Source organism: Leisingera sp. XS_AS12 (genome assembly GCF_041224635.1).
GTDB lineage: Bacteria > Pseudomonadota > Alphaproteobacteria > Rhodobacterales > Rhodobacteraceae > Leisingera.
This window is the reverse complement of sequence record NZ_JBGFGM010000098.1, coordinates 26,919-51,058: the sequence shown is the minus strand read 5'-3', so window position 1 is coordinate 51,058 and position 24,140 is coordinate 26,919. Positions and strand designations below refer to the sequence as shown.

The window sequence follows — 24,140 nt, the reverse complement described above, 5'->3', positions numbered from 1 at the left end:
GCGTGGAGCCCTTCGCCTACCTCAAGGCGACCCTCGAAGCGATCGCCTCCGGTCACCCGGCCAGCAAGATCGACGAGCTGCTGCCCTGGAACTTCACCACGTCAAGCTGATCCCGCGTGGGGCGCAGACAGCGCTTACAGTTCAGGCGGCGGCATTCTGGCTGCACGCCGCCTGGCGTTTTTGCGGCGGTCTCGCCTCCCGGGCGAGGGGCGCAGCGCCCCATCCGGCGGCTTTCATGCAAGCGTTTGTTTCGATGCAGAATCTGCACCTTGAATGTGTCGCCGCCTGCGGGCCGGAATGTTGCACCTATCTATAAATGTCACGGGCTGAGCAGGAATGGTTAGTGTCCATGGACGTGGTGTAATTTCAGCGCCTTCAACGGTGTGATCCTGGGTGGCCATCGAGGTGTATGGTCGAGGTGGAGTTTCGACGCTTCATCCTCGGCGCAAGCTACGGGGGCGAGTTACCAGGTGGGCCCGCTGCTTCGTTAGAAGCCAGCGGGTTTCATCTTTCCAGACCATACATTTACATTCTCACTGATCAGCAACCACCAACCTGTAAATTCTTAAAGGCATCAGTCTCGGCTGTGACCTGCTCTGTACTGCGAAGCCCACTGAGCGAGCACGTCGAACGCGCTCGGGTCGAGCGGCGCCATCACGAATGAGCTGCCACCAGAATAGGATCCTAGGATCCTATTAACGGCATGACCGCCCTTCAGCCTGTTGAACCGTCGCTTGATACTCCGAGAGCGCTCAATAGACGGCGGTTTTGATCGATGATGATCTCCATGTTGCCGGAGATCACCTCCAGTAGCTCTGTCATTTTGTTGTCGCCCGGATCCGTTGGGTCGTCCTGATCCAGTGCTTGAACCAGGTACCTCACTCCGTCCCTGGCCTACTCCAGCATCGCGAATTCCGGCTGGCTCAGCTGCGGTCGATTTGGGTCCACTTTTCGCTTTGGCTTCTTTGGTGGCATTGGTGTTGTCATATTTTTGCTCCATAATTTCTTTAATTTTATGACGTTTTATCCCGCTCAGACGGACGAGGGATCCCAGGTCGTGGCCGTGCCCATAGAGGCGCCAGATGCCTGATTTTTTGCCTGGTCTGAGCTCATATCCGCTGGCCAGAACGTGCTCGATGAACTGCTCGGGTGTTCGCTGTGATGCCCAGGATCTCATCAACGATTTGATTTTCGGCAGCGATAGATCAGACTCGACGCCAGCGGCCTTGGCTTTGCGCTTTATGACCTGGTGACCGGTCGAGGTGTAGCTGCTCTCAGCTCGGTATGATTTCCAGTCAGCTCGCTCCATGCCTGATGCCTCGGCCGCATCCTCCAGGGCAGCCTGGTACCTAGATAGATCGAGATCTGGGCGTTCTCTGCTGAGGGCATCGTAGACCTCGCGATTGAAGCGGCCGGGGGTTATTTCGTGCCCAGTTTGCAGCTCTGCTAGCCTGCTGAGCTTCTCATTCCGCATGTGTGTGAACTTGGAATCCAAGACCCGGCCGGTCTCAGTATCCACCTCTGGGATCGCAAAATGGTAATGATATTCGAAGCCTGCATCATTTTCGCGAGGCTTCTTGTGGACCACGGCCGTGATCCTCTCTCTCATATTTTCGGTGACGCCATATTCCTGACAGACGTTATCGAGGATCTGTCCCAGCTCGTTGCCACTCAGTTTCTCACCTGGCGCGACAATGACGTGTCTGACACTGAAAGCGCGCCCAGCAAGTTTGGCAGTGATACCCATCAGCTGGATCTCAGCCTGCGTGCCCTGGAGCCACGAGATCTCCTCGTTTTCGCCCTCGGCCGCGAAATATGCTGCGATATTGGCGGTGTCGCTGACTGGTATTCGGCTACTCTTGATGATCATTTAAGAGCGCCTCCAGAATCTGAGAATAGAGAGCCTGCACATCACTCAGAGTTGCCTGGAGCTGCCGGTAATGGTTCTCATCAATGGTGTCGGATTTGCGGGCCGTGTGAATCTGGGCGACCGCTTGGTTGAGGTTGTTGCCCACAGCTCCCAGCTGGCCAGCGAACTGGATGGCGGCCTGAGCGCTCTCATTGATTTTGCGGTTGGAGCCACGCCGAGGGCGAGGGAGGACCTTGTCAGGCTCACCGCCAACAGCCTGGGTGAGTAGATGTCTGGCATAGGCGGTGGGGGCGACATCATGTCGACGGGCAGCTGCAACGAGACGTGCATAGACATCGTCATCTAGACGGATGCCCAACAGGTTTCGTTTTTGTCTGCTCTCTGATCGGCTCATGCTTGTTGCCTGCTCTCTATGGTTGGGTGAGGGAACCTCACCGGGGGCCAACGGGGGCACAGCCCCCTTGCCAGGATGTTGCGCAGACGACGCGAAGCGGCGGTTAGCAACACGACTGGCTGTCGTAATAGAGAGCTTTTCAGAGGAGGTTTCGGAAACGTTAAAGAGCCACAAATGGCGCTCATCTGAGCAATGTCAGGGAGCCAGCCAGGTCCCAGGTAGGAACCCTCATCCAAAAAAATAGGGCGTGTCCGCAAAGCGTGTTGCTGCGCTCCGTTATCGAAGCCTTCGCTGTGCAACGTATGTTTTACATTGTGACGTCTAAGGCGACATAATGTAAAACATACGTTGCATATGACTTCTCAGCCGCAGAGCGGCCTGGCCTCGCCTTTTGGACTAAGCCACTGAAATCAATACATTTGGTGCAAAGCGAACCAAAATGGACCGAAATTCACCAAAATTTTGTTTTTCAATGAGTTATCCCCCATATGCGCCGTTGCCGCCCCTTTCGGGCTGCCGCTGGCACGTGCTGTAGAGCCGTCCTATCACCCTAGGATGCTAGGAGGTCAATTCTGCATCGAGATAGCGGCGCACTCTCTCAATCGCTGGCCAACCACCCTCGATCATAAATTTCAGGGCAGTCTCACCGGCGAACATCGACGCCTTGTTCGGACGATGCACCCAGTTGTTACAACGGGGCTGCATCAGGATCACTCTCAGCGCGGCATGGATCCTGCACAGTGCGTCTGCTCGCTTCCATATATCTGCCGCTATGAGGAGGCCATCGTGGTCTCCAGATTGAAGCTTGATCCAAATCTCCTCAGTGACGCCGAGAAGGGCAGCCGCTTGCTCATCAGTGAGTTGCCAAAGCTCAAACAGCTTCGGAAGCGCGCGTAGAGCAGCACCCTCATCTGTCATCATTTTGCCTTTCAATCTGAAACCCTAGGCTCCTAGATTCCTAGGATTGTTTGACGTCAGCGCCAATGGGACAGTTTAGGGTGATTTGATAAGAGAGGGTTTCTGGCACATCGTAACCACCAAGGAGTGGAGATGAGACAGAAACCCGGAACACGTAAGAGCCACGGCGAGAAGGTCGTCAAGGACATCCGCCGCGCCACCCGGAAGCAGTATTCAGCGGAAGAGAAGATCAGGATCGTGCTGGACGGCCTTAAGGGCGAAGACAGCATTGCCGAGCTGTGCCTGTGAACTCACGCTGAAGCGCAACTCCTGATATGTCTTTCTATTCCAAACGGTTCTGGATTTCCATCAGCTTACTTTCGAAGACTCCTGCTGGTGTCTTGTAGCCGAGGCACTTGCGTGGGGTGGAATTGAGGCGGTGGCAAACCGACCTTAAATATCGGTTTGTCAGCGCCGTCGGCTCAGTCGAGCGAGGCAGGTATTTTCTCAGCCTGTTGTTGGTGTTCTCGACGGTACCTTTCTGCCACGGAGCTTGCGGGTCACAGAACCAACTGTCCGCCCCGATGCCGTCCTTTAGATGGCGCCAGGCCGAAAACTCCGTGCCGCGGTCGAAGGTGATCGACTGGCGTGCGTCGGCGGGCAGGGAAGCCAGCCCTTGGACAAGCGCCTCCATGATTGGCTTGGAACGACGATCTTCATTGCGCATCACGACAGCATACCGGCTCACGCGCTCGACGAGCGATGTCACGTTCACCTTTCCATGTTCTTTGCGGAACATCATCAGATCGCACTCCCAATGACCGAACTCTACGCGCTCTGAGATGCGGTCAGGCCTGTGAGACAAGCTCTGCACGTCGAAGATGTGAGTTCGATTGTGGCGCCGGTGCCCACGCGGTCTGCGGCGCTTTCGATGGTCTGGCAGATGGCGATAGAACTTTTCCTCGCGGCCATCCTTTGAATAGGCAAAACGGTAGATCGTCTCATGGCTCACGCGGATCGGATGGCGCTCCAGCCGCATCCGGCCTGCGATCTGTTCGGGCGACCAACCAGCCTTGAGCCGGTCTTCGATGGCCTCCTTCAGTTCGGGATGTACGATCATTTTACGATGGATGGCGCGACGCTTCTCATACATTTCCTGGGCGTTCAGCGCGTAGTAGCCGTTCAGCTCCGGCAATTCCTTGTCGTCGTAATGATTGCGCTTCAGCTCGCGATAGATCGTAGACGGTGCGCGGCCCAGCCGGTCTGCGACCTCAGGCACCGGCATTTTGGCTTCACGCCACTTGGCAATCTTCCGGCGTTCTTCCAAACTCAGGTGAGGGTAACTGCGTCCCATTCAATAGCCTCCATGCAAACATCTGTTTTGATACAGAATTTGCACTTCGGATGTGAATCCACCCGCGTACAAATATTGTTGCAACCAAGTAGAAATGTCCCTCGCTCCGCAAAGCAGAAATGTCCCACCTGGGCGCTGAGAGGAGCAAAGCCTGACAGGGCGGAGACCTCAGATATCGCAGCCCTGGCTGGCTTTGCGGTTTGCTGGCGCGGCGCTTCGGGTTTAGCGTTTCGGCATGCTACCGCTGCTCAAACTTCATGACGATGTCGATGTCTTGAAACACTCGCCACTTGTGCGTGGGATGATCTTCACATTGCGCTTTGCCGACGAGAATCGCGGGATCGGTCTGACCAAATCCGGGGCCATGAACCGCAAGTTCGTGCATTGGGCCGCAGATCAGTTCGATTGGCCGGGATATACAGCGTCGGAGCTGTTTGAGATGAACAAAGTCCTCAACGAGCATGATATGCAGCCATTGTGGCCAGTACATGATCTCCTGCGCTATCGGAAGCTCTTGCGCCAATACAAAGGGAAGTTGGTCGCGACAAAGAAGGGTCGAGCATTGGCCGAGACACCGGATGCCTTCTTTGATCTGGTGGCGCCGGATTACCTTTATCATTCCATCCATGATGAGCGCATGGAGGCGCGTGGCGGCCCCTTGGGCAACTGGGACATCTTCCTGAATGTAATCAATGTCGAGGCGCGCACCGGCTGTACCTTGGCGCATCTTCTCAGGACGCTCTATGGCTGGGAAGAAAAGGAAGGCTTTGATCCCGAGCACAGCAATGTGCGGTTCGCCTTCAAGTTTTGCGTCATTCGGCCCCTGTGCTGGCTGGGCCTGCTCTGGGAAGACCGGGAGGGCGTGAGGCTCTGGGACGACGGTACTTACTACAAAACACCGCTCTGGCAGGCCGCGCTCAAGCTCGACACAGATGGCCAGGCCGTACTACGCCTTGTCTGAGATGGCGGCAGCTTCACGTTCGGCGCGGCGGCGCGCGTAATAGCCCTCCATTTTCGAAGGTCGCCCCGGCGGCTTGCGGCCTGTCTTCTTGTAGCGCGTGCGCTGTTTGCCGGCGGGTTTTGCCTTCGGCGGCGTGTCTTTCTCTTGCTCTGCCTTGATGAACTCCAACACGGCGCCGAGGCGTTTGTTCTCGGTGATGGCTGCATGCGTCACACGTTGGTCTTTGTCGAAAGCGGAGTAGGGGAGCGACATGCCCTTCCACCTGATCTCCAACCGCCCGTCCGGAAACGCAAATGTATCCACGTATTTGCCCACGAGGCCGCGCGTCATCTCAGTCTCATCAAGCATTATCCGTTTGCGTTCATAGGAAAAGGAAAGCTGTTTGCCGACATAGCGTTGGTCGCGGAAACAGAACACATCGCGCAACCGGTCCGGCTCAATGTTCAGCGCTCGGTGCAGATTGTCCGGGCGGCGCGGGGGCTTGGCGAACTTGGCGTTGTAGCGTTCCGTGAAACCCGGAAGAAAGGCGTTGGCCGCCTCGATATCGTTGATCCCGGCGAGCCGGAGTTCCTTCAGTAACCGATCCTGTAGCGTCCGGTTCGCGCGTTCGACGCGACCCTTGGCCTGTGAAGAGTTGGCGCAGAGGATCTCGATGTTCAGCTCGTTCAAGGCACGCCCGAACTGTGTCATCCCATGACCTGACTTCGCCGCCTGATTGGCCACGCGGAAAACCGTGTGTTTGTCGGAATAGAACGCCACCGGGCGACCGTGCTGCGTCAGATAAAGCTCAAGTGCTTCGAAGTAGCTGAATGTGCTCTCGGATTCGACAAATCGCAACTGCATTAAAGTACTTGTGGCGTCGTCGATGAAGACAAGCAGGGTGCAGGCAGGGCCGCGGTCCTCAAACCAGTGATGGTCTGATCCATCGATCTGGATCAGTTCGCCATAGCATTCCCGACGTAAGCGTGGCTGGTGAAACGTCCGGCGTTGTTTGCGCGACAACCAAATCCCCGCATCCTGCATCCATTTGCGCAGGGTCTCGCGCGACACCTTCAGCCCGTGATCTTCCTCCAGCTTCTCCGCCGCAAAGGTTGGCCCGAAGTCGATGTAATTCTCACGAACCAGCGTCACCGCGAACTCGCGAACCGCCGGATCGATCCGATTGTTCGAATCCCGACCGCGCGCTTTGTGGCGTAGCGCGGCCGGACCATCGGTCTGGAACTTCTTCAGAAGCCGATGAACCTGCCTGCGGCTCAATCCCAGAACGTTTGCCGCTGTCGTCGCCGTCATCCGGCCTTGGCTCACCTGGCTCAACACTTCGATCCGATTCAGCTCGCGCTCGCTCATCAAAATCCATCCCATGCCTGCAACCTCTGCCTGTTCTCATTGGGGCAGAGTGTGACACTTCTACTTTGCAGATGTGGGACATTTTAACTTTGCGCGTACAAATATACGCGGTGTAATCAATATTATGATATTTTTTGTGTGCGCGGGCATATTCTAGATTGGGTTGCGACAATTCCCTATCTTGCTGGAAAGCAAGGAGAATGGAAGATGGCGCATACAGAGCTTGATTTGCATGAACGGTGTGCAATCGAAGATATGCTGAACGCAAAGATGCCAGTGAGCAAAATTGCAGGCGCGTTCGGGAGGCATCGATCCACTGTCTATCGCGAGATCAAGCGCAACCGCTTCGAAGACCGCGGGTTGCCGTACCTGAGTGATTACTATGGTGTGACCGCGCACCAATCTGCGGCTGCCAGAGACGGTCCTGGTTTTTCGACCATTTTCCCGCCGGAGCGCTCCATTCAACAGCCTCCGGAGCACGTGAAGTCCCGCGAGACATTCGGCGAATGGGAAGGCGATCTGATGATCTTCGAACGCGCCCAGGGCAATGCCAACGTGGCCACGCTTGTAGAGCGAAAGACGCGGTTTGCTGTCTTGTTCAGAAACCAAGACAGAAGCACCACACACCTGATGAACCGGCTGATGGACGTCATGGAACCCTTGCCCCAGCCGACGCGTCGGTCCATCACCTTCGACAGGGGGATCCAGTTCCGGAACTGGCGCAAGCTCAAGCCTGGGATCGGAACGGAGGCGTGGTTCTGCGATCCCCAGGCGCCCTGGCAGAAAGGATCCGTCGAGAACCTCAACAAGCGGGCGCGCCGCTACCTGCCACGGGATACGCCTGTGGCGGCGCTCTCAAATCGCTCAATGAAGGCGATTTGCGACCGCTTGAACGGCACACCCAGAAAATGCCTCGGTTAGCGCACACCGGCTGAAGCCTTCAGGGCCGAAATTATGAAACTGAGATAGCAGGAAACGTCGCAACGACCCTTGAGCCTTCACGGGAGCGCGCTACTCTGAAGTCGGACTCCTATTAGAAAACAATGAGGGTGCAAGCAGCTTTGAAGTGTCGGAAGCTTGAGGAAATACAAAGAAAACGTGCCGAGCTGCGTCATCGCCCCATGTTGCTAATGAGGTTTGAAGGGTTTTACAGTGCAGGCACCATAGTCAGGCCAGGCGCTGAGATACAGGTGGTGTAAGCCGTTGAAGATGATCTCGGGGTATTGGGACCAAAACGTTTCCAATTGGAAAGTGGCCAGCCATCTGCAGGTTGGGACGCAAGCCTTCTTTAGAGAGGTGGAGCGCTACCGCTTCGAGAAGCTTGATTACCTACCTGCAGTGGCCGGGTTTGAACGCTATGCGGGCAAGAAGGTTCTGGATATCGGATGCGGTCTGGGAACCGATACCGCCCGTTTTGCATCCCATGGTGCCAATGTTACCGGCATAGATATTTCAAATCAAGCTATTGAGCTTGCAAAAAAAAATTTCGAATGGCGGGGGCTTCAGGGGCGCTTTCAGGTGATGAACGGCGAAGCGCTGGATTTGCCTTCCAATGCATTTGATTTCGTGTATTGCCACACGGTTTTGCATTTCACGCCCTCGCCAGAGGACATGGTGCATGAGGTCCACAGGGTTTTGAAACCTGGCGCCGCCGCACTGCTGATGATGATCAACAGGCGCTCGTGGCTGTATTTTCTGCACCGTATTGCGGGTGTGAAGATCGACTATATGGATGCGCCGGTTTTTCACAAAACGGATTTGCGCGGGTTCCGGGAGCTGACGGCGCCGTTTCCCGGAAAAGAAATAAGATTATACCGGTTCCCCAAGAAAACCGAAGTGCACACAGGTTGGAAGGCGGCGGTGTACAACACTCTTTTTGTGGACTTGTTCCATGCCCTTCCAGCCCGGCTGACCCGCAATAGCGGCTATCACATGCTTGCTTTTGTGCGAAAGCCAGACAGTGCTGGGTAGCCGATGAAGCGTGATCTATCTCTCTTGCAGGAACGTCAGTTTGATCTGGTTGTCATCGGTGGCGGCATCCAGGGCGCCTGCGTGGCGCGGGACGCGGCGTTGCGGGGGCTGAGCGTCGCCCTGATCGAGCAGGCGGATTTCTGCAGTGCGACCAGCCATAACTCCTTGAAGACCATTCATGGCGGCATCCGCTATCTCCAGCACTTGAATTTCAGACGGGCCATGGAATCCATTCGCGAACAGCAGATTTTCCTGAAAACGGCCCCCCATCTTGTTCACCCCTTGAAGTTCCTAATGCCTGCTTACGGATATGGGATGCGAGGACCTCTGGCGCTGGGGGTCGGGATCGGTTTGTTCGAGCTGCTGCATGCTTTTGTGTCGCTCTGCGACGGCAGCAGGCCAGGGTGGCCGAAGGGCAGGCTGATGGGCGCGGCCGCCTGCCGGGCGCTTGCTCCGGGCATCGATCCCCAGGCCCTGAGCGGCGGCGCGCTATGGGCGGATGCTCAGGTCGGCCTTGCTGATAAAGCGGTGCTGCAGATTTTACGGCAAGCCGTTGATCATGGGGCTTGCGTGGCCAACCGTGTACAGGCTGGGCAGCTGTGTTTCAGCGCTGGGGACAGCGGGATCGTTTGCGGTCTCGAGGCGCATGATATGCATACAGGCATGCCCTTAGCGATACGGGCGCGTTCCGTTGTCAACGCAACCGGACCCTGGGCAGCGGATTGGATCGGGCGGGCGGGCGGCTCCAGGCTGTCGCTGCAGATCGGCTTGGTCAAAAGCATGAACCTTGTCACTGACAAACCCGCCCTGCCCTATGCGCTGGCTGTCAAAAGCAACCGGGCGTCCGACTCCCGGATCGACACCGCCAAGCGGATGTTTTTTGTCGTGCCCTGGCAGGGCAAGGCGGTCATCGGCACAACGCATTTTACATACCGCGGGCCCCCGGCAGGGCTGGAAACTGACCCGGATGAAATTGCTGCATTTGTTGATGAGTTTAATGCCGCCTGCCCGGAGATGGCCCTGACGTTGGATGACATCCTGTATTGCTATCAGGGGTTGACCCCGGGGGATGGCAATGTCGCCGAAGACGGCGCGAAGCTGCATGAAAGCAAGATCATTGACCATGCGGCCACGGATGGGATCAGCGGCGTATTTACTATTGTCAGCATCAAATGGACCACCGCCCGGCTTGTCGCAGAACGAGCTGTCGATCGGCTGCTGGCTCAATGGAATGAGCGCCGCCGCTGTCGGACGCGCCAGACGCCGCTGCCGGACTATCCGGATATGCCACATGAGACATACGGCCTGTCCGACGGGCAGCTGCGCGGTTTTGTGGCAACGCATGTTGAGCATACCCAGGCGAGCAGCTTCAGCGACATTGTCCTGCGCAGAACAAACGACCTTGTGTTAGGCAGGATGGGAGCGCAGCAGTTCCGTTTGGTTTTACACACCCTGGCCGGGCATTTCGGATGGTCGGTTAGTCAGCAGCAAGAAGAGGCCCAGCGGGTTTTGGACCGGCTGCCCCCTTCGGCTTTCAAAAATACATTGATCAACTGTCTGGAGGCGGTTTGAATATGAGTATTGGAAAGGGTGATGTTGTATTGGTGACTGGCGCGACCGGATTTACCGGACAGCATCTGGTCAGGGCGCTATGCGCCACCGGGGCTACGGTGCGCGCGATCGTCCGCGAAACCTCGCGGCAAGATGGCATTAAGGACCTGCCGCTGGAAATTTTTCAAGGCGATGTGTTCAGCGAAGATGTGGGCAGCCGCGCGGCCGCAGGCGTGCACTATATCTTCCATACCGCGGCGGCCTACCGGGAAGCCAAAATCAGCGATGATGTTTATTGGAAAGTGCATGTGCAAAGCACCCGGCACTTGGCCCAGGCGGCGTTGAAGAACCCTGGATTCAAGCGGTTTGTCCACGTCTCGACCATTGGTGTTCATGGCCATATCGCGGACCCGCCGGCAAATGAGGAGTACCGCTTTGCACCGGGGGATCAGTATCAGGACACCAAGGTCGAAGCGGAGCTTTGGATCAGGGAGTTCGCCGAGAAAGAGGGGCTGGCGCTGACCGTGATCCGCCCGGCCGCTATTTACGGCCCTGGAGACCGGCGTTTGTTAAAAGTCTTCAAGATGGCAAAGAAACCGCTGGTGCCGATCCTGGGCTACGGGTGCAATGGGCTTTATCATCTGGTGCATGTGCAGGATCTGGTTCAATTCATGATTTTGTCTGCAACGCATGAGAAAACCGCAGGAGAAGTCTATATCTGTGGTGCCCGGGATCCCATCAGCATTGAGCAGATGATCCGTATAATTGCCAAAAAGCTGAACACGGTGCCGGTGATCCTGCGTTTGCCGGTCACGCCGTTTTTCATCGCCGGCGATATCTGTGAATGGATTTGCAAACCTCTGGGGATTGAGCCCCCGATTTATCGGCGGCGGGTCGCGTTTTTTACCAAGGATCGAGCGTTTGATACCTCGAAGATGCGGGAGCATACGGAGTATGAGAATATCTGTACAAATGAGAGCGGGCTTGCCGATACAACGGACTGGTATATCAAGAAGGGGTGGCTCTGATGGGTAACCGGGATAGCCCGCAGGCAGATCGTCGCGCGGATATGCTTGTCGTGGCGCCGCATCCGTTCTTCACCCCCCGCGGCACACCTTTCAGCGTCTATTACCGGACGCTGGTGCTGGCAGGGGAGGGCGTCAGGATTGATCTGCTGACATATCATCCTGGGCAAGACGTCGATATTCCAGGTGTCCGGGTCCTGCGGATCCCGCGCATTGCGTTTCTCGAGCCTGTACCGGTCGGCCCGTCTATCAAAAAGCTGTTGTTGGACATATTTGTTCTGCTCTGGACCATCGGGCTGCTTATCAGGCACCGCTACCGGCTGGTGCATGCCCATGAGGAAGCGGTATTCTGGTGCCGAGCCCTGAAACCCCTGTTCCGGTTCCGGCTGATCTATGACATGCACTCCAGCCTGCCCCAGCAGCTGGAGAATTTCGGGTTCACGACATCAAAGCTGCTGATTGGGATGTTCCGGTTTCTGGAAGACAGCTGCCTGAAGGCTGCTGATGCGGTAATTACGATTTGTCCGGATCTGCGGGATTATGCTCTGCAACAGGGGGTTACGGAGAAAAAACACTTCCTGATCGAGAATTCGATCTTTGAAGACGTCAGGCTGGCGGCGACGCCGGATGCGCCCGCAGCAGTGGATTCGGAGGCGGAAGATATTGTGTTTTCGGCAGAAATCCCAACGCTGCTTTATGCGGGCACATTTGAAAAATATCAGGGTATCGACCGCGTCATCAAGGCGTTTGCCGGGATCACCGGCGCGCACCCGGACGCCCGTCTGGTGCTGGCCGGCGGCACCCCGGAGCAGGTTGCGGCAATGAAAACGCTGGCCGCAGAGGAAGGCCTGTCCAACCAATGTCTGTTCACGGGCCGGGTGTCGAAGAAAACGGCGCTGTGGTTGAACAAGGAGGCGGATGTGCTGCTGTCCCCGCGCATTGACGGCACCAATACCCCATTGAAAATTTATGAACAGCTGGCCAGCGGCAAGCCTTTGATTGCGACACGGATCTGGTCGCATACTCAGGTGCTTGATGAGGCGTGCTGTTTTCTGGTCGAGTCGTCACCGGAGTCGATTGCCAGAGGGATGAGCGAAGTGCTGAGCAACCCGGATGAAGCCAAACGGCGGGCCGGGAATGCGCGCAAGCTTTACAGTCGAGCCTATGCCCGCCCGATCTATGAGGCAAAAATACGCGCGCTGCTGGCCGAAGTGGGGTTCAAAAGGGCTGCTGCCGCGCCCTCTTGTCCGGAACAGGGCCCGGTTTAGGATTGCTGATACAAGAAACCGGCTGCTACGGAGCGTGTTGGCCTGTTCCTAGGGCGTATCCGGTTGCTGTCCGCTGCTGTTGCGTGTGGCATCTACGGCTTTCAAAATCTCCTGGAACCGGGCTTGGTCCTCTTGCAGCAGCGTGGCCATTTCAGCCCTGAGACTGTCGGTAAAGGGTTCTGCATGGCGGACTTTCCCCCCTGTGCTGATCAGCGTTTTCAAAAAGGTGAAGGCCGGGCGTGGCAGCAAGCGCTTCAGCATAGAGGCCAGGCGGGTCTCCCGGGCTGCGAAAACCCAGAGCGGTAACCGCGCCAATGTGTCCGAAGAATTGGCGGCGATTGTCCCGGGTTGCTGCCATTCATCGCGGACCCCGAGGAAAGCTGCCACGGTGCTTAGCAATTGCCTGGGCTCATGCACGAGATCCTCAAAACGCAGGACCAGGAAGTTCTGAGGCGGAAACCGGGCAAGATACGGCGCGAGCTGTGCAGCATAGCTGCTGGTCGCCAGCAGATGCTGCATGGCGGGAGAGCCAGAAAGACCGGCAACGGACGGCACATCTGAGCCGCTTAAAACGGCATGGCGGTAGTGGCTTTCGGCCCGTTTGATCGGATCGCGAACTAGATAGATGAACTTGCAATCCGGAATGATCTTTGCGATCCGTTCGGGTACGCTTGGGAAAAGCTCCCGTTTGGTGTAATTGGGGGAGGCTTCCGCATAGACGCTGAAGCCTGGTGAAAACTGCCTGTGGTACCAGCCGATGCCGCGTTTCCAGTTTTTCCCGGAGACAAAGAAATCCACTTCCTTTTCGGCGGAAACCCCAATCTGACTGTGTCCGGCCATGTATTCATAGAGGCTGGTTGTTCCGGCCTTCATCGCGCCGATGATGATCACATCCGGAACAATCGTGCTGCTCATGGCTGGGCCTCCTTAAGCTGCAAACTAGTGCATGAAGCTGCCATGATCCACTTGGATCGTCACCGCATGCTCTGATAACCGCGACTGTCACCGGGACAAGGGGGGAGCCTTGTCAGCGGTCCCTGGAAACCCCCAAGGCGGATAAGGCCCCGATCCAGAACAGCATGTGAAAGATGGTGAAGGGTTGGAAGAAATCGGCCTCGGTGCCGGTGCGCATCATGGCCGCTAAGGATTGCGCCAGAAAATAGATTTGCGGCATGGTTGCCAGAGCCAATGCTCCCCGGAGCACCTGGCCAAGAGCCCAAAGTGCCGAAAGCACCGCAAGCCCCAGACCTATCATGCCCTGGTGCACTGCGATTTCATAAAAGCTGTTGTGAAAGTTGAAGACGTCCCGCGGCCCTTTGTAATACTCCTCGTAGATCCGTTTCACGACCGGGGAGGCGCGGTAGCGCCAGAATCCGCCGGCCCCGACCCCCAGTAGCGGTTCTTTGGCTATCTGTTGCTCGGCATAGGCCCAAAGGCCGGTGCGGCCGGTCAGCGTGCGGTCTTTGCCGAAGGTATCAAGCATTTTTTCGACCGGATCGATGCGCGAATAGGGCAGCACCAGGGTGAGTGTGCCGAGGCTGGCGCCCAGCATCAGGCAGAGCGCTGCCATGCGTCCGGCTCGCAAGATGCCGCCCTGTAGAATAGCGGCACCGAACATAGTGATCAGGCCGGTGCCGATCACCAAGAGAACAGCGGTGGCCGAGCCGCTGAGCAGAGTGGTATAGCCTGCCAGCAGCGCGACGGCTGCGGCTGCCCAGCGGTACCGGCGGAGCGTGCCTGGATCTAGGGTGACCGCCGAGGCGGCCACCCAAGCCACCACCATGTTTTTGCCCATGGTATTCTTCTGGGCAAAAATACCGGTCGCCCGCCCACCGGGGCCATAGATATTCAGAAGGTTGAGTACCACGATAATGGATGTCGCCAGCAGCACCGCATGCATAATCTGTCTTGGTGTAAGCCGGGTTGCGGCTTGGAAGCAGATCAGCATTGTCAGCGTCACATAGAGAGCCAGTTTGAATGCGGTGAACGGCTCCGCCGCCCATAGCGGCGAGATCAGGCACCACAGAGGGAAGCTCAGCAGGATCCAGGCTTTGCGCAGCAGAGCGATGATCTGCTTTTGATTTTTCCAGGCCGACCAGGTGAAATAAAGCGTGAGCGGGTACAGCAGAAGCTCGTCAAAGCTGAACTGTACAAAGGTCACCAGCACCCATAGGGTGAATGCGAAAAAATCCCTCCGGACCGATGTAAGGGGAGCAGGGCAGTCATGAGCTGGGGCATTAGCGGTCGGCGAGGGCATAGGCAGGCTGCCTTTTTGAAACTAGTGCTATTTGACACGACCTGCTTGCTGCAATCCAGTTCCGGAATAGCAAGAGTATACAGAGTGTGGCGGCAGTGACGGGGTTCAGGCCCGAGTTTTGCAAGGTGCGGCCTGGGTGTTTGGGGCAGGTCAGGTGCAGAGAGGGGGGAGGCAGTGCAGGAGCGGCCGGGTAAAGGGGATTGGATTGTCGCTGACGGTCATGTGCATCTTTACAGCTGCGCCGACCGGGAGCGGTTTCTGGACAGCGCTTGGGAAAACATGTCTGCCGCGGCGCACGACTTGGGGGCGAGGCGTTGGTCGGCGTGTTTGTTTTTGACCGAAACGGCCCGGGATAATGCATTTGATCGGCTCTGCGCGCCTGGCGCGCCGATGCCTGTCGGCTGGCGGTTGCAGCGACTGCCGGACGATCCAGCGGCTGCAGTTCTGCACAGGGAGCGGGACGGTGCAGCTTTGACGGTGATTGCCGGGCGCCAGGTGATCACCGCCGAAAGAATTGAGGTTTTGGCGCTGGCAACAGTGCGGCGTTTTCGCGATGGCTGCCCGGCTGGCGAATTGCTGGCCGAGTTGTGGGAGGCGGGGATTCCGGCCGTGCTGCCTTGGGGTGTCGGGAAATGGCTGGGCCGTCGCGGGCGGCTGGTGGCTGAGCTGCTGCACGTGCAGGCCGGACCAGGCCTGTTCCTAGGCGACAATGCGGGCCGTCCTCGGGTCTGGCCGACACCGGCCTTGTTCCGGCAGCGGCCTGTTCTGCCGGGGTCAGATCCGCTGCCGGTGCCTGGTGCGGAGGTTGGCGCCGGGGGATACGGCTTTGCCCTTGAGGGGCGGCTTGATCAGGGCCGTCCGGCGACCGACCTGAGGGCGCGGCTCATGGCGCTTACCGGCAACCCGCGTGTCACTGGAGGCCGCCGCGGCCTGGTTGCGGTGCTGGCTGAGCAATTCGCGCTGCGGCGGATGAAGCATAAGCGCAGGCGTCAGAAATCCGCCGAATGATGTTGCCAGGTGTCAAAACCAGGAGAAGGGGTGTTTACTTTTAATGCGCCTGGGGTAGGCTTGGATCAAGTTTTTGTGTCTGCCTAGTATGTTGAGAGTTGTTTGCCCGGTGCGTGGTTTCTGGAACGGGATGGAACAGGCGGCCCTGCGTGCCTTTTGGAGGGGGCTGGCGTGGAAGGCGCGGGACATGACCGCGGTGGCTTCTGCACGTTCCTGCCTAGTGCTGGCACCACACCCCGACGATGAAACCCTTGGCTGCGGTGGCGTGATTATGCAGAAACTGGCAGCAGGGTCGCAAGTGAATGTGGTGGTGGCAACCGATGGCGGAGCCTCGCATCTTGATGATCCCGCGAGCAAGACGTCGCGTCAGGATTTGGTGGCGATACGGGAGCGCGAAACCTACTTGGCCTGTGCCAAATTGGGGCTTGCGGCAGAGTATGTTTCGTTCCTGAGGTTTCCCGACGGCGATCTGAAACAGCACGCAGAAGCCCTGCGCGAGCAGGTGGCCGCGATGGTTGCACTGCGCCGCCCCAGCGAGATTTATGTTTGCGCTCTTGGGGATGGGCACCGGGATCATGTGGCGCTTGCCCAAGCGGTGCAGGATTTGGCTGCGGCGAGGCGGCTGGGCGATGCGGTGCATTGGGAATATCCGGTCTGGAGTTTTGATTTTCGCTCGTGGCGGCCGCCAGGGCGGACCAACAAGGCTGGCTATGTGCTGGGCGTGCTTGAAATGCTGCGCATGCTGCGCAGGGCGCGGGTTTCGTCGGTATCGCTGCGCGGGCTTCAGGAACGCAAGCGCAAGGCGCTTGATTGCCACCGTTCGCAGCTGGGGCTGCTGGAGGATGAACCCGACTGGCCAGGCCTGCCAACGCAGTTTCTCTCCTTTTTCTTTCGTGACCGGGAGTTGTTTTTCCATATCCCGCCGGGCCGGTTTTTCCCGTGAGGGGGGTTGCGCTGATCACCCGAGAAACACCGTTCGGGCGTCACATGGCTGCCCGGATGGCAGCCGCGCTGGCGGGTGGCGGGGATCCTCTTGCGGCGGTTGTGGTCCTCGAAGCGCCTGCCGCCCGTGCGCAACGTCGCCCCGGTATTGCCAGGGCATTGCGCTTGCATGCGCTCAGGCGCTTGGTTTCACGGCAGGCCCGGCAAGCGCATCGGCTGTGGCGCCTGGAGCAAGAGGCAAAGGCTGAATTCGTCCGCGGTGCCGGGCCGGTGCCGGATTGGCCCAAGGGCGTGGATCAGCATCATATTCCCGAAAATGAGATTAACAGGGCCAGTACTGCCGCCTGGCTGTGTGAGCGGGCGCCGCGGCTGCTGGCCGTCGCGGGCAGCCCGATCCTAGGGGGCGAATTGCTGGCGGTGCCGCGCGACGGCACTTTGAACATGCACAGTTCCCTTCTGCCGCGTTACCGCGGCACACGGGCCGAGTTCTGGCAGGTGCACAACGGAGATTTGGACTGTGCGGGTCTTACCATTCATTATGTGGATACCAGCGTAGATGGCGGCGATATCGTCCGTCACCATCCACTGAATCCGGCACCGGGCGACGGTCCCTGGCTGATGCGGGCTCGCAACCAATTGGGCGGGCTGACGATCTATCCTGAGACAGTGCGTGCGGTGCTGGAGGGTCGGACCGTCCGCTGTCCGCAACCGCCTGTGAAAGAGCGAGTTTACCGCTATTCAGATATCACGCCTGACGCGACCCGCACTGTGTTGAAGATACTGCGACAGGCCCGGCGGCAGCAGGGGCGCGTGAATAATGGTGAGGTATGAAGAGAGGCCGGAACCATCTGCCCGGGTGTGCGGCCACAGCAGGCCGACGGCGCCAAGGCACCTCTCTCAGGCCGGTGGCAGATCCGGAACGGTCTGCCGCGGGAGGGAGTGGCGGGCGTAAGGGGGCGTTGGCATTTGATCTGGCGGCGATGTGCTCCAGTTCATTCTGCGAGCAGGACCGGTTCAATAGCGGAGATTTGTTATGAGACTTAAATCTGCAATCGAGTCGATTTTACGGGTATCGCCGCCGCTTTACCGCCTGGGGTCGCATGTCTACCACCGGTTCAACTCCGGCTTCAGAACACTGAGCCCGGGTGCCCCCGGAGCGATCCGGCAAGCCTTTGAGGCCTGCTGCCAGGATCCCGATGCAAAGCGCTTTGCCGGAGATTATTATGAATTCGGTGTCTTCCGGGGAGGCACGTTTCTGGCAGCCAGCCGGGTGCTGGAGGATCTGGGTTTGGCGGACACCGCGCTTTATGGCTTTGACAGCTTTGAAGGGCTGCCGCAGCCGGAAGGCATAGATTCAACGGATACTCGTTTCTTCGAGGGGCAATTCGCCTGCTCCCGCGCTGAAGTGGCAAAGAACCTTTCGGGCAATGGCATGAATATGGACAGGGCGGTGCTTATCGAAGGGTTTTACGAGACGTCCCTGACCGATACGCTCCGACAGGCGCATCCGTTCCGGCCGGTAGCCGTCGCCTTGCTGGATTGCGATTATTATGCCTCGACGAAAACTGCGCTGGACTGGCTTTTGCCTTATATGCGGGCTGGGTCGGTCCTGCTGTTTGATGACTGGTACAGCTATGGCAAGACCGATGAGCTTGGCCAGCCCAAGGCCTATGCGGACTGGCTGGCCGCAAACCCCCGGTTCCGGTCCGAAGATTTCTGCGAGTTTCCGCATAACGGGCGCGGCTTTATCCTCCGGAGCGCCTGATGGAGCCGGTCTCTGACAATAAAATCGGGCTGGCCCCCGATGTGTCTCAGGTCAAGAAGCAGCGGGTGATCTCTGACATTGCCGCCGAGGGCTCGGCATTGCAGAAGTATACGGGCTTCTTTGTGGGCAAGCCCGGTCTTGCGGCACTGCTGCACTATGAGCTGGTGATGATGCTGGCGGCAGGCACCCGCGGGGCGCTTGGCTATGCGCTGCGCAAATCCCTGTTCCCCGCGTTGTTTGCCTCCACGGGGGGCGGGGTGAACTTCGGTCGCAATATTGCGCTGCGCTGCCCGTCCCGGATTGAGCTGGGCGCGGGAGCTGCCATTGACGACAATTGCATGCTGGATGCTCGGGGGATCCGGCCGGGCGAGCGGTTCCGGATCGGAGCCGGCACGCTGGTGGCCCGGGACAGCATTCTGCTGACCAAAAGCGGGCCCGTCTCCATTGGTGAAAACTGCTCAATCGGGGCGCAGTGCTTCATCGGAAGCGTCAATGGGATCAGCCTGGGCAATGATGTTCTTGTGGGCGGGCAATGTTATATTGGTGGCGGCCGCTATCTGACAGCCCGCGGCGGGGGGCCGATGGCCCGGCAGGATATGGTTAGCAAAGGCCCGATTGAAATCGACGACGATGTTTGGATCGGGGCCGGAGCCACAATTCTGGATGGGGCGGTGATTGGTACAGGGGCGGTTGTCGGCGCCGGAGCAGTGGTGACCGGCAGTGTCCGGCCTTATGCGGTTGCCGTCGGCGTTCCGGCCCGGGAAATCGGGCAGCGCGCCTGATGCGGACCGGTGCGGGGAGCAGGCAGCGGCATAGGCGGCAGGCAGCCGGGACAGGCAGATTTCGAGAGAGTGCTGTGAAGCGTGTAACGAAGCAATGCCTTGAAGTCCTGCGGCGCCCGCGCGTGCTGAAATTCCTTTTGACCTTCGCATTGCTTGCGGCGCTGGGAAATATGGTGGACTGGCGCAGGGTGGCGGCCACTGGGCTGCAGGCACGACCGGAATGGCTGCTGGCTGCTGCTGGCTGCCTGCTGTTGGCTTATATGGTTATCGCCTGGCGCTGGCTGCTGATTATGCGTGTCTCGGCCAATGCGCCGGATCAGGCGCGCCGCTATGGGCCGGTTTTTGTAATGGTGGCTGCGGGGATGGGGTTTGGTGCGATCCTGCCCACGGCAGTGGGCGCTGATGTGGCCCGCGGGGTGCTGCTGCATACGCGATCCGGCAGCGGCGGGCGGGCCGGTGCGGAGTTCATCGTGTCTTCGCTGCTGCTGGACCGGTATACGTCTGTTCTGGGCACTGTTCTGGTCGGCATCGCGGGATCGGCTGTGGTTGGGCAATGGGCGGTTGCGGTGGGGCTGTGTCTGGTTCTGATCGCAGCCGCAGCCCTTACGGTTGCGCTTGTAATGCAGCTGGACCGGCTGCTGGGCCTGCTGATGCACGGCCCGTTCCGGCGGTTCCGGCCCAAGCTTGACGCGCTGGCGGCGGAATTGCGTGCCCCGGGCATGCTGCGCCGGGGGCTGAGCCCTGCCATTCTGATCTCGGTCTTGCTGGCCATCGTGCGCACGGCGGTTTTCGTCTGCATGTACCGGGGATTTGACGCTCCGGTGCCGCTTGGGTTGGCCTTGTTTGCGATACCGGTACTGCTGATCGCGCTGATGGCACCGGTCACAATTGGCGGCTTTGGCTTGCGTGAATGGCTTTTGGTGGTCAGCTTTGCTGAGGCGGGCGTTCCCGCTGCGGTCAGCGTGTCCGTCGGGCTGGTGTTCTTTGGCCTGCAAATCGCTGTCAGCCTCCCGGCGATGTTTATAGCAGTCCTGGCCCGACCCAGGGCTGCTTCGGCAACGGTAAAGGAAGATATCCGATGAAACCGGACGTGCTTGGTATCGGTGCTCAGAAATGCGCTTCTTCCTGGCTGCATGCGGTGGCCGGGTCACATCCCGATATCGGGATTTCAAACCCCAAGGAAGTGGATTTCTTCTCTTATTATTTCGACCGCGGCTATCAATGGTATGAGCGCCATTTCCCGCAAAAAACCGGCGCGCGGATTTGGTTTGAATGCTCGCCCTCGTATTTTCACGATCCACGGGCACCGGACCGGGCGGCCACTTACCGCCCTGAACTAAAAGTGCTGGCCTTGCTGCGCGATCCAGTGAAACGGGCATTTTCAAACCACATGCATGAGATCATCAAGGGGCATATCCAGCCATGCAGCTTTGAGGAAGGGCTGAAAAACAATCCGGCCTATCTGGAACAGGGGCTTTATGCCACGCATTTGAACCGCTGGTTTTCCGCCTTCCCGCAAGCGCAGGTCAAAGTGCTCTTTGCCGAGGAGATTTCGGCTAGTCCGGCGCAGGCCGCAGAAGCGGTCTTTGCGTTTTTCGGGGCCGGGTCCGGTTTTGACAGTGCCATTTTGCATGAGCGGCGCAATGAAAGCGATCGAGCCCGCAGTACGGTGCTGCGGGCCGGGTTGCGGGCCGGCGGCAAGTGGATGCGGCAGCAGGGGTTGGAGACAACCTTGGCCCGGATTAAAGCAACTGCACCGGTGTCAGGGCTGCTGCGGGCCAATAGCGTCCGGATTCGGGACGAGATCCCGCCGATGCAACCGGAAACAGTCCGCCGACTGGAGGCTTGGTTTGCCCCGGAAATGGAGGCGCTGAGGAGGCTTTTGAACCGCTCTACCCTGCCTTGGCAGGCGGTAGCCCGGGAGACGACAGGATGATGGGCAGCGGCAGGCCGCTGAAACTTCTCGTGTTTGGTTTTGATGCTGCTGAAGCGGCACAGATCCGCCGCATCCGTAGTTATCTGGAGTGCGGTTTCGAGGTGCGCGCCTTCACCATGCGGCGCGACAACATGAACGTGGGTTTCGAACCCTTTTGGCAGAATGTCCACCTCAGCAACATAGAGAACGAGAACCTGCCAGAGCGTGTGGCTGCGATCATCAGATCCTTGGGCAAAGTTGCCAGGCACCGGGCGCTTCTGCAAGGTGCCAATGTGATTGTGGCCCGCAATCTGGATATGCTGGCGATAGCGGCTGTGGCGCAGGCAATGATCACGCCGCGCCCGCCGCTGATTTACGAATGCCTCGATATTCACAGCCTGATGACCAGCGGCGGGATGAAGGGCCGACTGTTCCGCACCGCAGAGCGGTGGCTGCTGGCGCGCTGCGCCTCCCTGATTGTTTCCTCGCCAGCTTTCCTGAGGCAGTATTTCGAGCCGATCCAGGGCTGGACTGGGGCCAGCGCATTGATTGAGAACAAGCTTTGGATGGGCGCTGACGGACCAGAGCGCCCGTTGTTTTCTGAACCGGACAGCTGGATGCGGGAGCCTTGGCGGCCACTGGTGCTGGGCTGGGTCGGGACGCTGCGTTGCAGCCGCAGCCTGGCGCTGCTGGCGGCAGCGGCGCAGCAACTTGGGCCCGGACTGAAGGTCATCATGCATGGTGTCGTGCACCGCCATGCCCTGCCTGAATTCGATACTGTGCTGTCGACGCATCCGAACATGAGTTACGCGGGTCCCTACGCGTATCCCAGCGGGCTTGCCCGGATCTATGAGGAATGCGACCTGGTCTGGTCCCAGGATCTTTGGCAATGGGGAACCAATTCGACCTGGCTGCTGCCGAACCGGATCTATGAGGCAAGCTATTTCGGCTGTCCGTCGATTGCGGTTGCGGGCACTGAAACCGGACGGCGGGTGGCTGGGGGGTTGGGCTGGTGCCTTCCGGAACCGCGTGCAGCGGCACTGGTGGATTTGCTGCGGGGGCTGACCCCGGAGGCCGTTGCACAGCGGCGCCGGGCGTTGCTGGAAATGCCTGACAGCCTGTTCCGTCAAACATCAGAGGAAATCCGGGAGGCCATACAGCTGCCTCTTGCTGACGCCTCCGGGTGATCGGGGTGGCGGCTTGCCCGCTTACAGCGGCAATCCGGTGCAATCGCCAGGGCGGTGGCTGGGATCGAACCAGCGCACAGCCAGCACTGCTCCTGTAGTGCGGGTTTCGATCTGCAGTCCGGCGGCTTTGAACTGAGACTGCATCACTGCGGCTTCACGCCTGGCCGACCACCATTCGGCTCCGGTTACCAGCAGTCCTTCTCGTTTACAGGCCAGCAGCCGGGCGATTGCTGCAGGGCTGCCCACAACTGGCCGCCCGGTCCGGGGGTCGATGCCAAACTCCTGCGGTGACGGTAGCTCGGTGATGCGGCTGGAGCTGATGAGCAGGTCATAAGGTCCCACATACGCCAGCATGTGCAGCTCACGGGTGGTGGCTGTAAACGGCGCGTCAATCCAGGTGCCGGTTGCTTGGCTGGCGTGGCGCCAATCGCCGCGCGGCGCTATACCCTCGCCGCGTGCGACCTCCAGGCTGCGTGGAACAAATCCACTGAGGGCGAGTGTGACGGCCAGCAGGACAATTGCGGCCAGCGCGGCCATGCAGCGTTGCAGGCCGGGGCGGAGGCTGGACAGAAACCTGCCCGTCAGGGCGGCCCCGTCTGCCAGAGCGATCGCCCAGAGGGAAAATAGCATGGGGAGGGCACAAGACAGGTACCGGGATGCCTTCATCCCCCCAAAGCTGAGGGTCAGAAAGAACGCGGCAAAAAGGGTCAGGCAGAAACTGGCAGGCTTGGGCTGCAGCCAAAGCGCCGCTGCGGCCAGCAAAGGGGTTCCGTACCAAAGGATTCCATAATACTTCCGCAGATGTGCATGGTAGAAACCGGGGTAATCCCGCAGTGCTGCATTATGCTCTGGCACCCATCGGTAAAAAGCCCAGGCCTTTTCCAGCAAACCTGCAGAAGCGGTTGCGGTTAAAGCCAAGGCCAGTAGCCCGGCTGCTGCCGCGATCACCCCTGCCCGCCTGTACCAATTTGCGGTCTGCGAGAAAATCGCCCCCCCCCCGCCCCAGGCCAAGGCGGCACTGATGCCGATGATGCTGCTGATCTGCAATTTCACCGCCACGCCCCAGGCGGCAACCGCTGCGGCGGCCCAGACGAAGCGCTGGGGAGTGGGGCTTGTACAGGCAGTATAAAAGGCAGCTGCACCAGCGAAGAAAAACAGGACGTGCAGCGCATAAAACCGCAAAAGCTGGGCCTCAATCTGGCCTTGCGGCCAAAAGACAGCAAATGTTGCTGCGGTTAGCCCAACGAAAAGCCCGGCATTATAGGTCAGCCAGAGAAACAGCACGGCGGGTAGCAGGCAGGATGCCGCCAGTGAGATCAGGCGGCCGGTTTCAAGATTGTCATGGCCGGTCGCCGCAAACAGATGCGCCACAGCACGGGTAAACAAAAGCCCTCTGCCGTATTCACCGTCCAGAATTGCAGGGGTGCCTGTTTCCAGCCAGCCACGGGCCGCCAGCAGGTGATAAAGCTCATCGAATTCCGGCGGTGCTTCCAGCAGGCCGGTCCGCAGCAGGGCTGCTACGACAGCAATCAGGAAGGCCAAAGCGGCGGCCAGGACCGGGTGCAAAGAACGGATAGCGGCGGCTGAATGCATTGCCATATCCTTTGAAGTCGGCGTGGGCATATTGCTGGCTCCTGCCTCTTGTG

At 58.9% G+C, this 24,140-nt stretch carries 22 protein-coding genes and 3 pseudogenes; 17 read left to right on the top strand and 8 right to left on the bottom strand.

Annotated features, from left to right (window positions below):
* Positions 1-2: 2 nt before the first annotated feature.
* Positions 3-110: a transposase domain-containing protein gene (locus AB9K35_RS11600; protein ID WP_369923920.1), complete on the top strand. Its 108-nt coding sequence runs from the start codon at positions 3-5 to the stop codon at positions 108-110.
* A 464-nt stretch (positions 111-574) separates the two neighbouring features.
* On the opposite strand, the gene AB9K35_RS11595 is transcribed toward AB9K35_RS11600, so the two are convergent.
* From AB9K35_RS11595 to AB9K35_RS11585, 3 genes are all read right to left on the bottom strand, one after another.
* The gene (locus tag AB9K35_RS11595) at positions 575-1,870 is read right to left on the bottom strand and encodes a hypothetical protein (RefSeq protein WP_369926233.1); all 1,296 of its coding nucleotides are present in this window, start codon (positions 1,868-1,870) and stop codon (positions 575-577) included.
* A complete protein-coding gene (locus tag AB9K35_RS11590) occupies positions 1,854-2,264 on the bottom strand; it encodes a hypothetical protein (RefSeq protein ID WP_369926232.1) in 411 nt (136 codons plus the stop codon). The genes AB9K35_RS11595 and AB9K35_RS11590 overlap by 17 nt, the downstream gene beginning before the upstream one ends.
* A gap of 558 nt (positions 2,265-2,822) precedes the next feature.
* Entirely contained in the window at positions 2,823-3,185 is a 363-nt protein-coding gene (locus AB9K35_RS11585) for a hypothetical protein (RefSeq protein WP_369926230.1), read from the bottom strand.
* 129 nt (positions 3,186-3,314) lie between these two features.
* On the opposite strand from AB9K35_RS11585, the pseudogene AB9K35_RS11580 reads away from it, so the two are divergent.
* A pseudogene (locus AB9K35_RS11580) lies at positions 3,315-3,464 on the top strand (IS3 family transposase); the annotation flags it as partial.
* A gap of 40 nt (positions 3,465-3,504) precedes the next feature.
* Here the strand turns inward: AB9K35_RS11580 and AB9K35_RS11575 are convergent.
* Positions 3,505-4,515, bottom strand: a complete 1,011-nt coding sequence (locus AB9K35_RS11575) for an IS30 family transposase (protein ID WP_369926228.1) — start codon at positions 4,513-4,515, stop codon at positions 3,505-3,507.
* 235 nt (positions 4,516-4,750) lie between these two features.
* Between AB9K35_RS11575 and AB9K35_RS11570 the strand changes: the two genes are divergently transcribed.
* Complete coding sequence (locus AB9K35_RS11570) at positions 4,751-5,476, top strand: hypothetical protein (RefSeq protein WP_369926226.1); 726 nt, start codon at positions 4,751-4,753, stop codon at positions 5,474-5,476.
* Here AB9K35_RS11570 and AB9K35_RS11565 read toward each other — a convergent pair.
* Entirely contained in the window at positions 5,462-6,838 is a 1,377-nt protein-coding gene (locus AB9K35_RS11565; RefSeq protein WP_369926224.1) for an ISNCY family transposase, read from the bottom strand. The genes AB9K35_RS11570 and AB9K35_RS11565 overlap by 15 nt on opposite strands.
* Positions 6,839-7,030: 192 nt before the next feature.
* On the opposite strand from AB9K35_RS11565, the gene AB9K35_RS11560 reads away from it, so the two are divergent.
* The 5 genes from AB9K35_RS11560 (at position 7,031) to AB9K35_RS11540 (ending at position 12,638) form a co-directional block, all read left to right on the top strand.
* Positions 7,031-7,744, top strand: a complete 714-nt coding sequence (locus AB9K35_RS11560; protein WP_369926222.1) for an IS30 family transposase — start codon at positions 7,031-7,033, stop codon at positions 7,742-7,744.
* Positions 7,745-8,032: 288 nt separating this feature from the next.
* Positions 8,033-8,794 carry a class I SAM-dependent methyltransferase gene (locus AB9K35_RS11555; protein WP_369926235.1) on the top strand — a complete coding sequence of 254 codons (762 nt, stop codon included), beginning with the start codon at positions 8,033-8,035 and terminating at the stop codon, positions 8,792-8,794.
* A 3-nt stretch (positions 8,795-8,797) separates the two neighbouring features.
* Positions 8,798-10,366: an FAD-dependent oxidoreductase gene (locus AB9K35_RS11550; RefSeq protein ID WP_369926220.1), complete on the top strand. Its 1,569-nt coding sequence runs from the start codon at positions 8,798-8,800 to the stop codon at positions 10,364-10,366.
* A 2-nt stretch (positions 10,367-10,368) separates the two neighbouring features.
* On the top strand, positions 10,369-11,373 hold the full coding sequence (locus AB9K35_RS11545) for an NAD-dependent epimerase/dehydratase family protein (RefSeq protein WP_369926219.1): 1,005 nt from the start codon (positions 10,369-10,371) through the stop codon (positions 11,371-11,373).
* Between the two features lie 50 nt (positions 11,374-11,423).
* Positions 11,424-12,638 (top strand): glycosyltransferase family 4 protein, encoded by a 1,215-nt coding sequence (locus AB9K35_RS11540; protein ID WP_369926217.1) that lies wholly within the window; start codon positions 11,424-11,426, stop codon positions 12,636-12,638.
* Positions 12,639-12,686: 48 nt separating this feature from the next.
* Here AB9K35_RS11540 and AB9K35_RS11535 read toward each other — a convergent pair whose 3' ends face one another.
* Both AB9K35_RS11535 and AB9K35_RS11530 read right to left on the bottom strand, forming a co-directional pair.
* Positions 12,687-13,553: a sulfotransferase domain-containing protein gene (locus AB9K35_RS11535; RefSeq protein WP_369926215.1), complete on the bottom strand. Its 867-nt coding sequence runs from the start codon at positions 13,551-13,553 to the stop codon at positions 12,687-12,689.
* Positions 13,554-13,665: 112 nt separating this feature from the next.
* On the bottom strand, positions 13,666-14,799 hold the full coding sequence (locus AB9K35_RS11530) for an O-antigen ligase family protein (protein ID WP_369926213.1): 1,134 nt from the start codon (positions 14,797-14,799) through the stop codon (positions 13,666-13,668).
* Between the two features lie 486 nt (positions 14,800-15,285).
* On the opposite strand from AB9K35_RS11530, the gene AB9K35_RS11525 reads away from it, so the two are divergent.
* The 9 genes and pseudogenes from AB9K35_RS11525 to AB9K35_RS11485 all read left to right on the top strand — a co-directional run bounded on the left by AB9K35_RS11525 (position 15,286) and on the right by AB9K35_RS11485 (position 22,494).
* Positions 15,286-15,903, top strand: a complete 618-nt coding sequence (locus tag AB9K35_RS11525; RefSeq protein WP_369926211.1) for a hypothetical protein — start codon at positions 15,286-15,288, stop codon at positions 15,901-15,903.
* Positions 15,904-16,090: 187 nt separating this feature from the next.
* Entirely contained in the window at positions 16,091-16,846 is a 756-nt protein-coding gene (locus AB9K35_RS11520; RefSeq protein ID WP_369926210.1) for a PIG-L deacetylase family protein, read from the top strand.
* 56 nt (positions 16,847-16,902) lie between these two features.
* The gene (locus AB9K35_RS11515) at positions 16,903-17,676 is read left to right on the top strand and encodes a formyltransferase family protein (protein WP_369926208.1); all 774 of its coding nucleotides are present in this window, start codon (positions 16,903-16,905) and stop codon (positions 17,674-17,676) included.
* A gap of 202 nt (positions 17,677-17,878) precedes the next feature.
* Complete coding sequence (locus AB9K35_RS11510; protein WP_369926206.1) at positions 17,879-18,610, top strand: TylF/MycF/NovP-related O-methyltransferase; 732 nt, start codon at positions 17,879-17,881, stop codon at positions 18,608-18,610.
* Positions 18,610-19,140: pseudogene (locus AB9K35_RS11505) on the top strand (hypothetical protein); the annotation flags it as partial. The gene AB9K35_RS11510 and the pseudogene AB9K35_RS11505, both read left to right, overlap by 1 nt.
* A 72-nt stretch (positions 19,141-19,212) precedes the next feature.
* Positions 19,213-19,371 (top strand): annotated as a pseudogene (locus AB9K35_RS11500) (DapH/DapD/GlmU-related protein); the annotation flags it as partial.
* 95 nt (positions 19,372-19,466) lie between these two features.
* Positions 19,467-20,474: a YbhN family protein gene (locus AB9K35_RS11495; protein WP_369926204.1), complete on the top strand. Its 1,008-nt coding sequence runs from the start codon at positions 19,467-19,469 to the stop codon at positions 20,472-20,474.
* On the top strand, positions 20,471-21,328 hold the full coding sequence (locus AB9K35_RS11490; protein ID WP_369926202.1) for a sulfotransferase domain-containing protein: 858 nt from the start codon (positions 20,471-20,473) through the stop codon (positions 21,326-21,328). Before AB9K35_RS11495 ends, AB9K35_RS11490 begins: the two co-directional genes overlap by 4 nt.
* The gene (locus AB9K35_RS11485; protein WP_369926201.1) at positions 21,325-22,494 is read left to right on the top strand and encodes a glycosyltransferase; all 1,170 of its coding nucleotides are present in this window, start codon (positions 21,325-21,327) and stop codon (positions 22,492-22,494) included. Before AB9K35_RS11490 ends, AB9K35_RS11485 begins: the two co-directional genes overlap by 4 nt.
* A gap of 21 nt (positions 22,495-22,515) precedes the next feature.
* Here the strand turns inward: AB9K35_RS11485 and AB9K35_RS11480 are convergent, their stop codons facing one another.
* Entirely contained in the window at positions 22,516-24,087 is a 1,572-nt protein-coding gene (locus tag AB9K35_RS11480) for a hypothetical protein (RefSeq protein WP_369926199.1), read from the bottom strand.
* Between the last annotated feature and the right edge of the window lie 53 nt (positions 24,088-24,140).

Coding starts and splice junctions, on each gene's coding strand:
- AB9K35_RS11485 (WP_369926201.1), top strand. CDS start 21,325: ATGATGGGCAGCGGCAGGCCGCTGAAACTTCTCGTGTTTGGTTTTGAT.
- AB9K35_RS11570 (WP_369926226.1), top strand. CDS start 4,751: ATGCTACCGCTGCTCAAACTTCATGACGATGTCGATGTCTTGAAACAC.
- AB9K35_RS11550 (WP_369926220.1), top strand. CDS start 8,798: ATGAAGCGTGATCTATCTCTCTTGCAGGAACGTCAGTTTGATCTGGTT.
- AB9K35_RS11490 (WP_369926202.1), top strand. CDS start 20,471: ATGAAACCGGACGTGCTTGGTATCGGTGCTCAGAAATGCGCTTCTTCC.
- AB9K35_RS11590 (WP_369926232.1), bottom strand. CDS start 2,264: ATGAGCCGATCAGAGAGCAGACAAAAACGAAACCTGTTGGGCATCCGT.
- AB9K35_RS11525 (WP_369926211.1), top strand. CDS start 15,286: ATGCCTGTCGGCTGGCGGTTGCAGCGACTGCCGGACGATCCAGCGGCT.
- AB9K35_RS11545 (WP_369926219.1), top strand. CDS start 10,369: ATGAGTATTGGAAAGGGTGATGTTGTATTGGTGACTGGCGCGACCGGA.
- AB9K35_RS11480 (WP_369926199.1), bottom strand. CDS start 24,087: ATGCATTCAGCCGCCGCTATCCGTTCTTTGCACCCGGTCCTGGCCGCC.
- AB9K35_RS11520 (WP_369926210.1), top strand. CDS start 16,091: ATGACCGCGGTGGCTTCTGCACGTTCCTGCCTAGTGCTGGCACCACAC.
- AB9K35_RS11515 (WP_369926208.1), top strand. CDS start 16,903: ATGGCAGCCGCGCTGGCGGGTGGCGGGGATCCTCTTGCGGCGGTTGTG.
- AB9K35_RS11565 (WP_369926224.1), bottom strand. CDS start 6,838: ATGGGATGGATTTTGATGAGCGAGCGCGAGCTGAATCGGATCGAAGTG.
- AB9K35_RS11560 (WP_369926222.1), top strand. CDS start 7,031: ATGGCGCATACAGAGCTTGATTTGCATGAACGGTGTGCAATCGAAGAT.
- AB9K35_RS11555 (WP_369926235.1), top strand. CDS start 8,033: ATGATCTCGGGGTATTGGGACCAAAACGTTTCCAATTGGAAAGTGGCC.
- AB9K35_RS11575 (WP_369926228.1), bottom strand. CDS start 4,515: ATGGGACGCAGTTACCCTCACCTGAGTTTGGAAGAACGCCGGAAGATT.
- AB9K35_RS11595 (WP_369926233.1), bottom strand. CDS start 1,870: ATGATCATCAAGAGTAGCCGAATACCAGTCAGCGACACCGCCAATATC.
- AB9K35_RS11535 (WP_369926215.1), bottom strand. CDS start 13,553: ATGAGCAGCACGATTGTTCCGGATGTGATCATCATCGGCGCGATGAAG.
- AB9K35_RS11585 (WP_369926230.1), bottom strand. CDS start 3,185: ATGATGACAGATGAGGGTGCTGCTCTACGCGCGCTTCCGAAGCTGTTT.
- AB9K35_RS11510 (WP_369926206.1), top strand. CDS start 17,879: ATGAGACTTAAATCTGCAATCGAGTCGATTTTACGGGTATCGCCGCCG.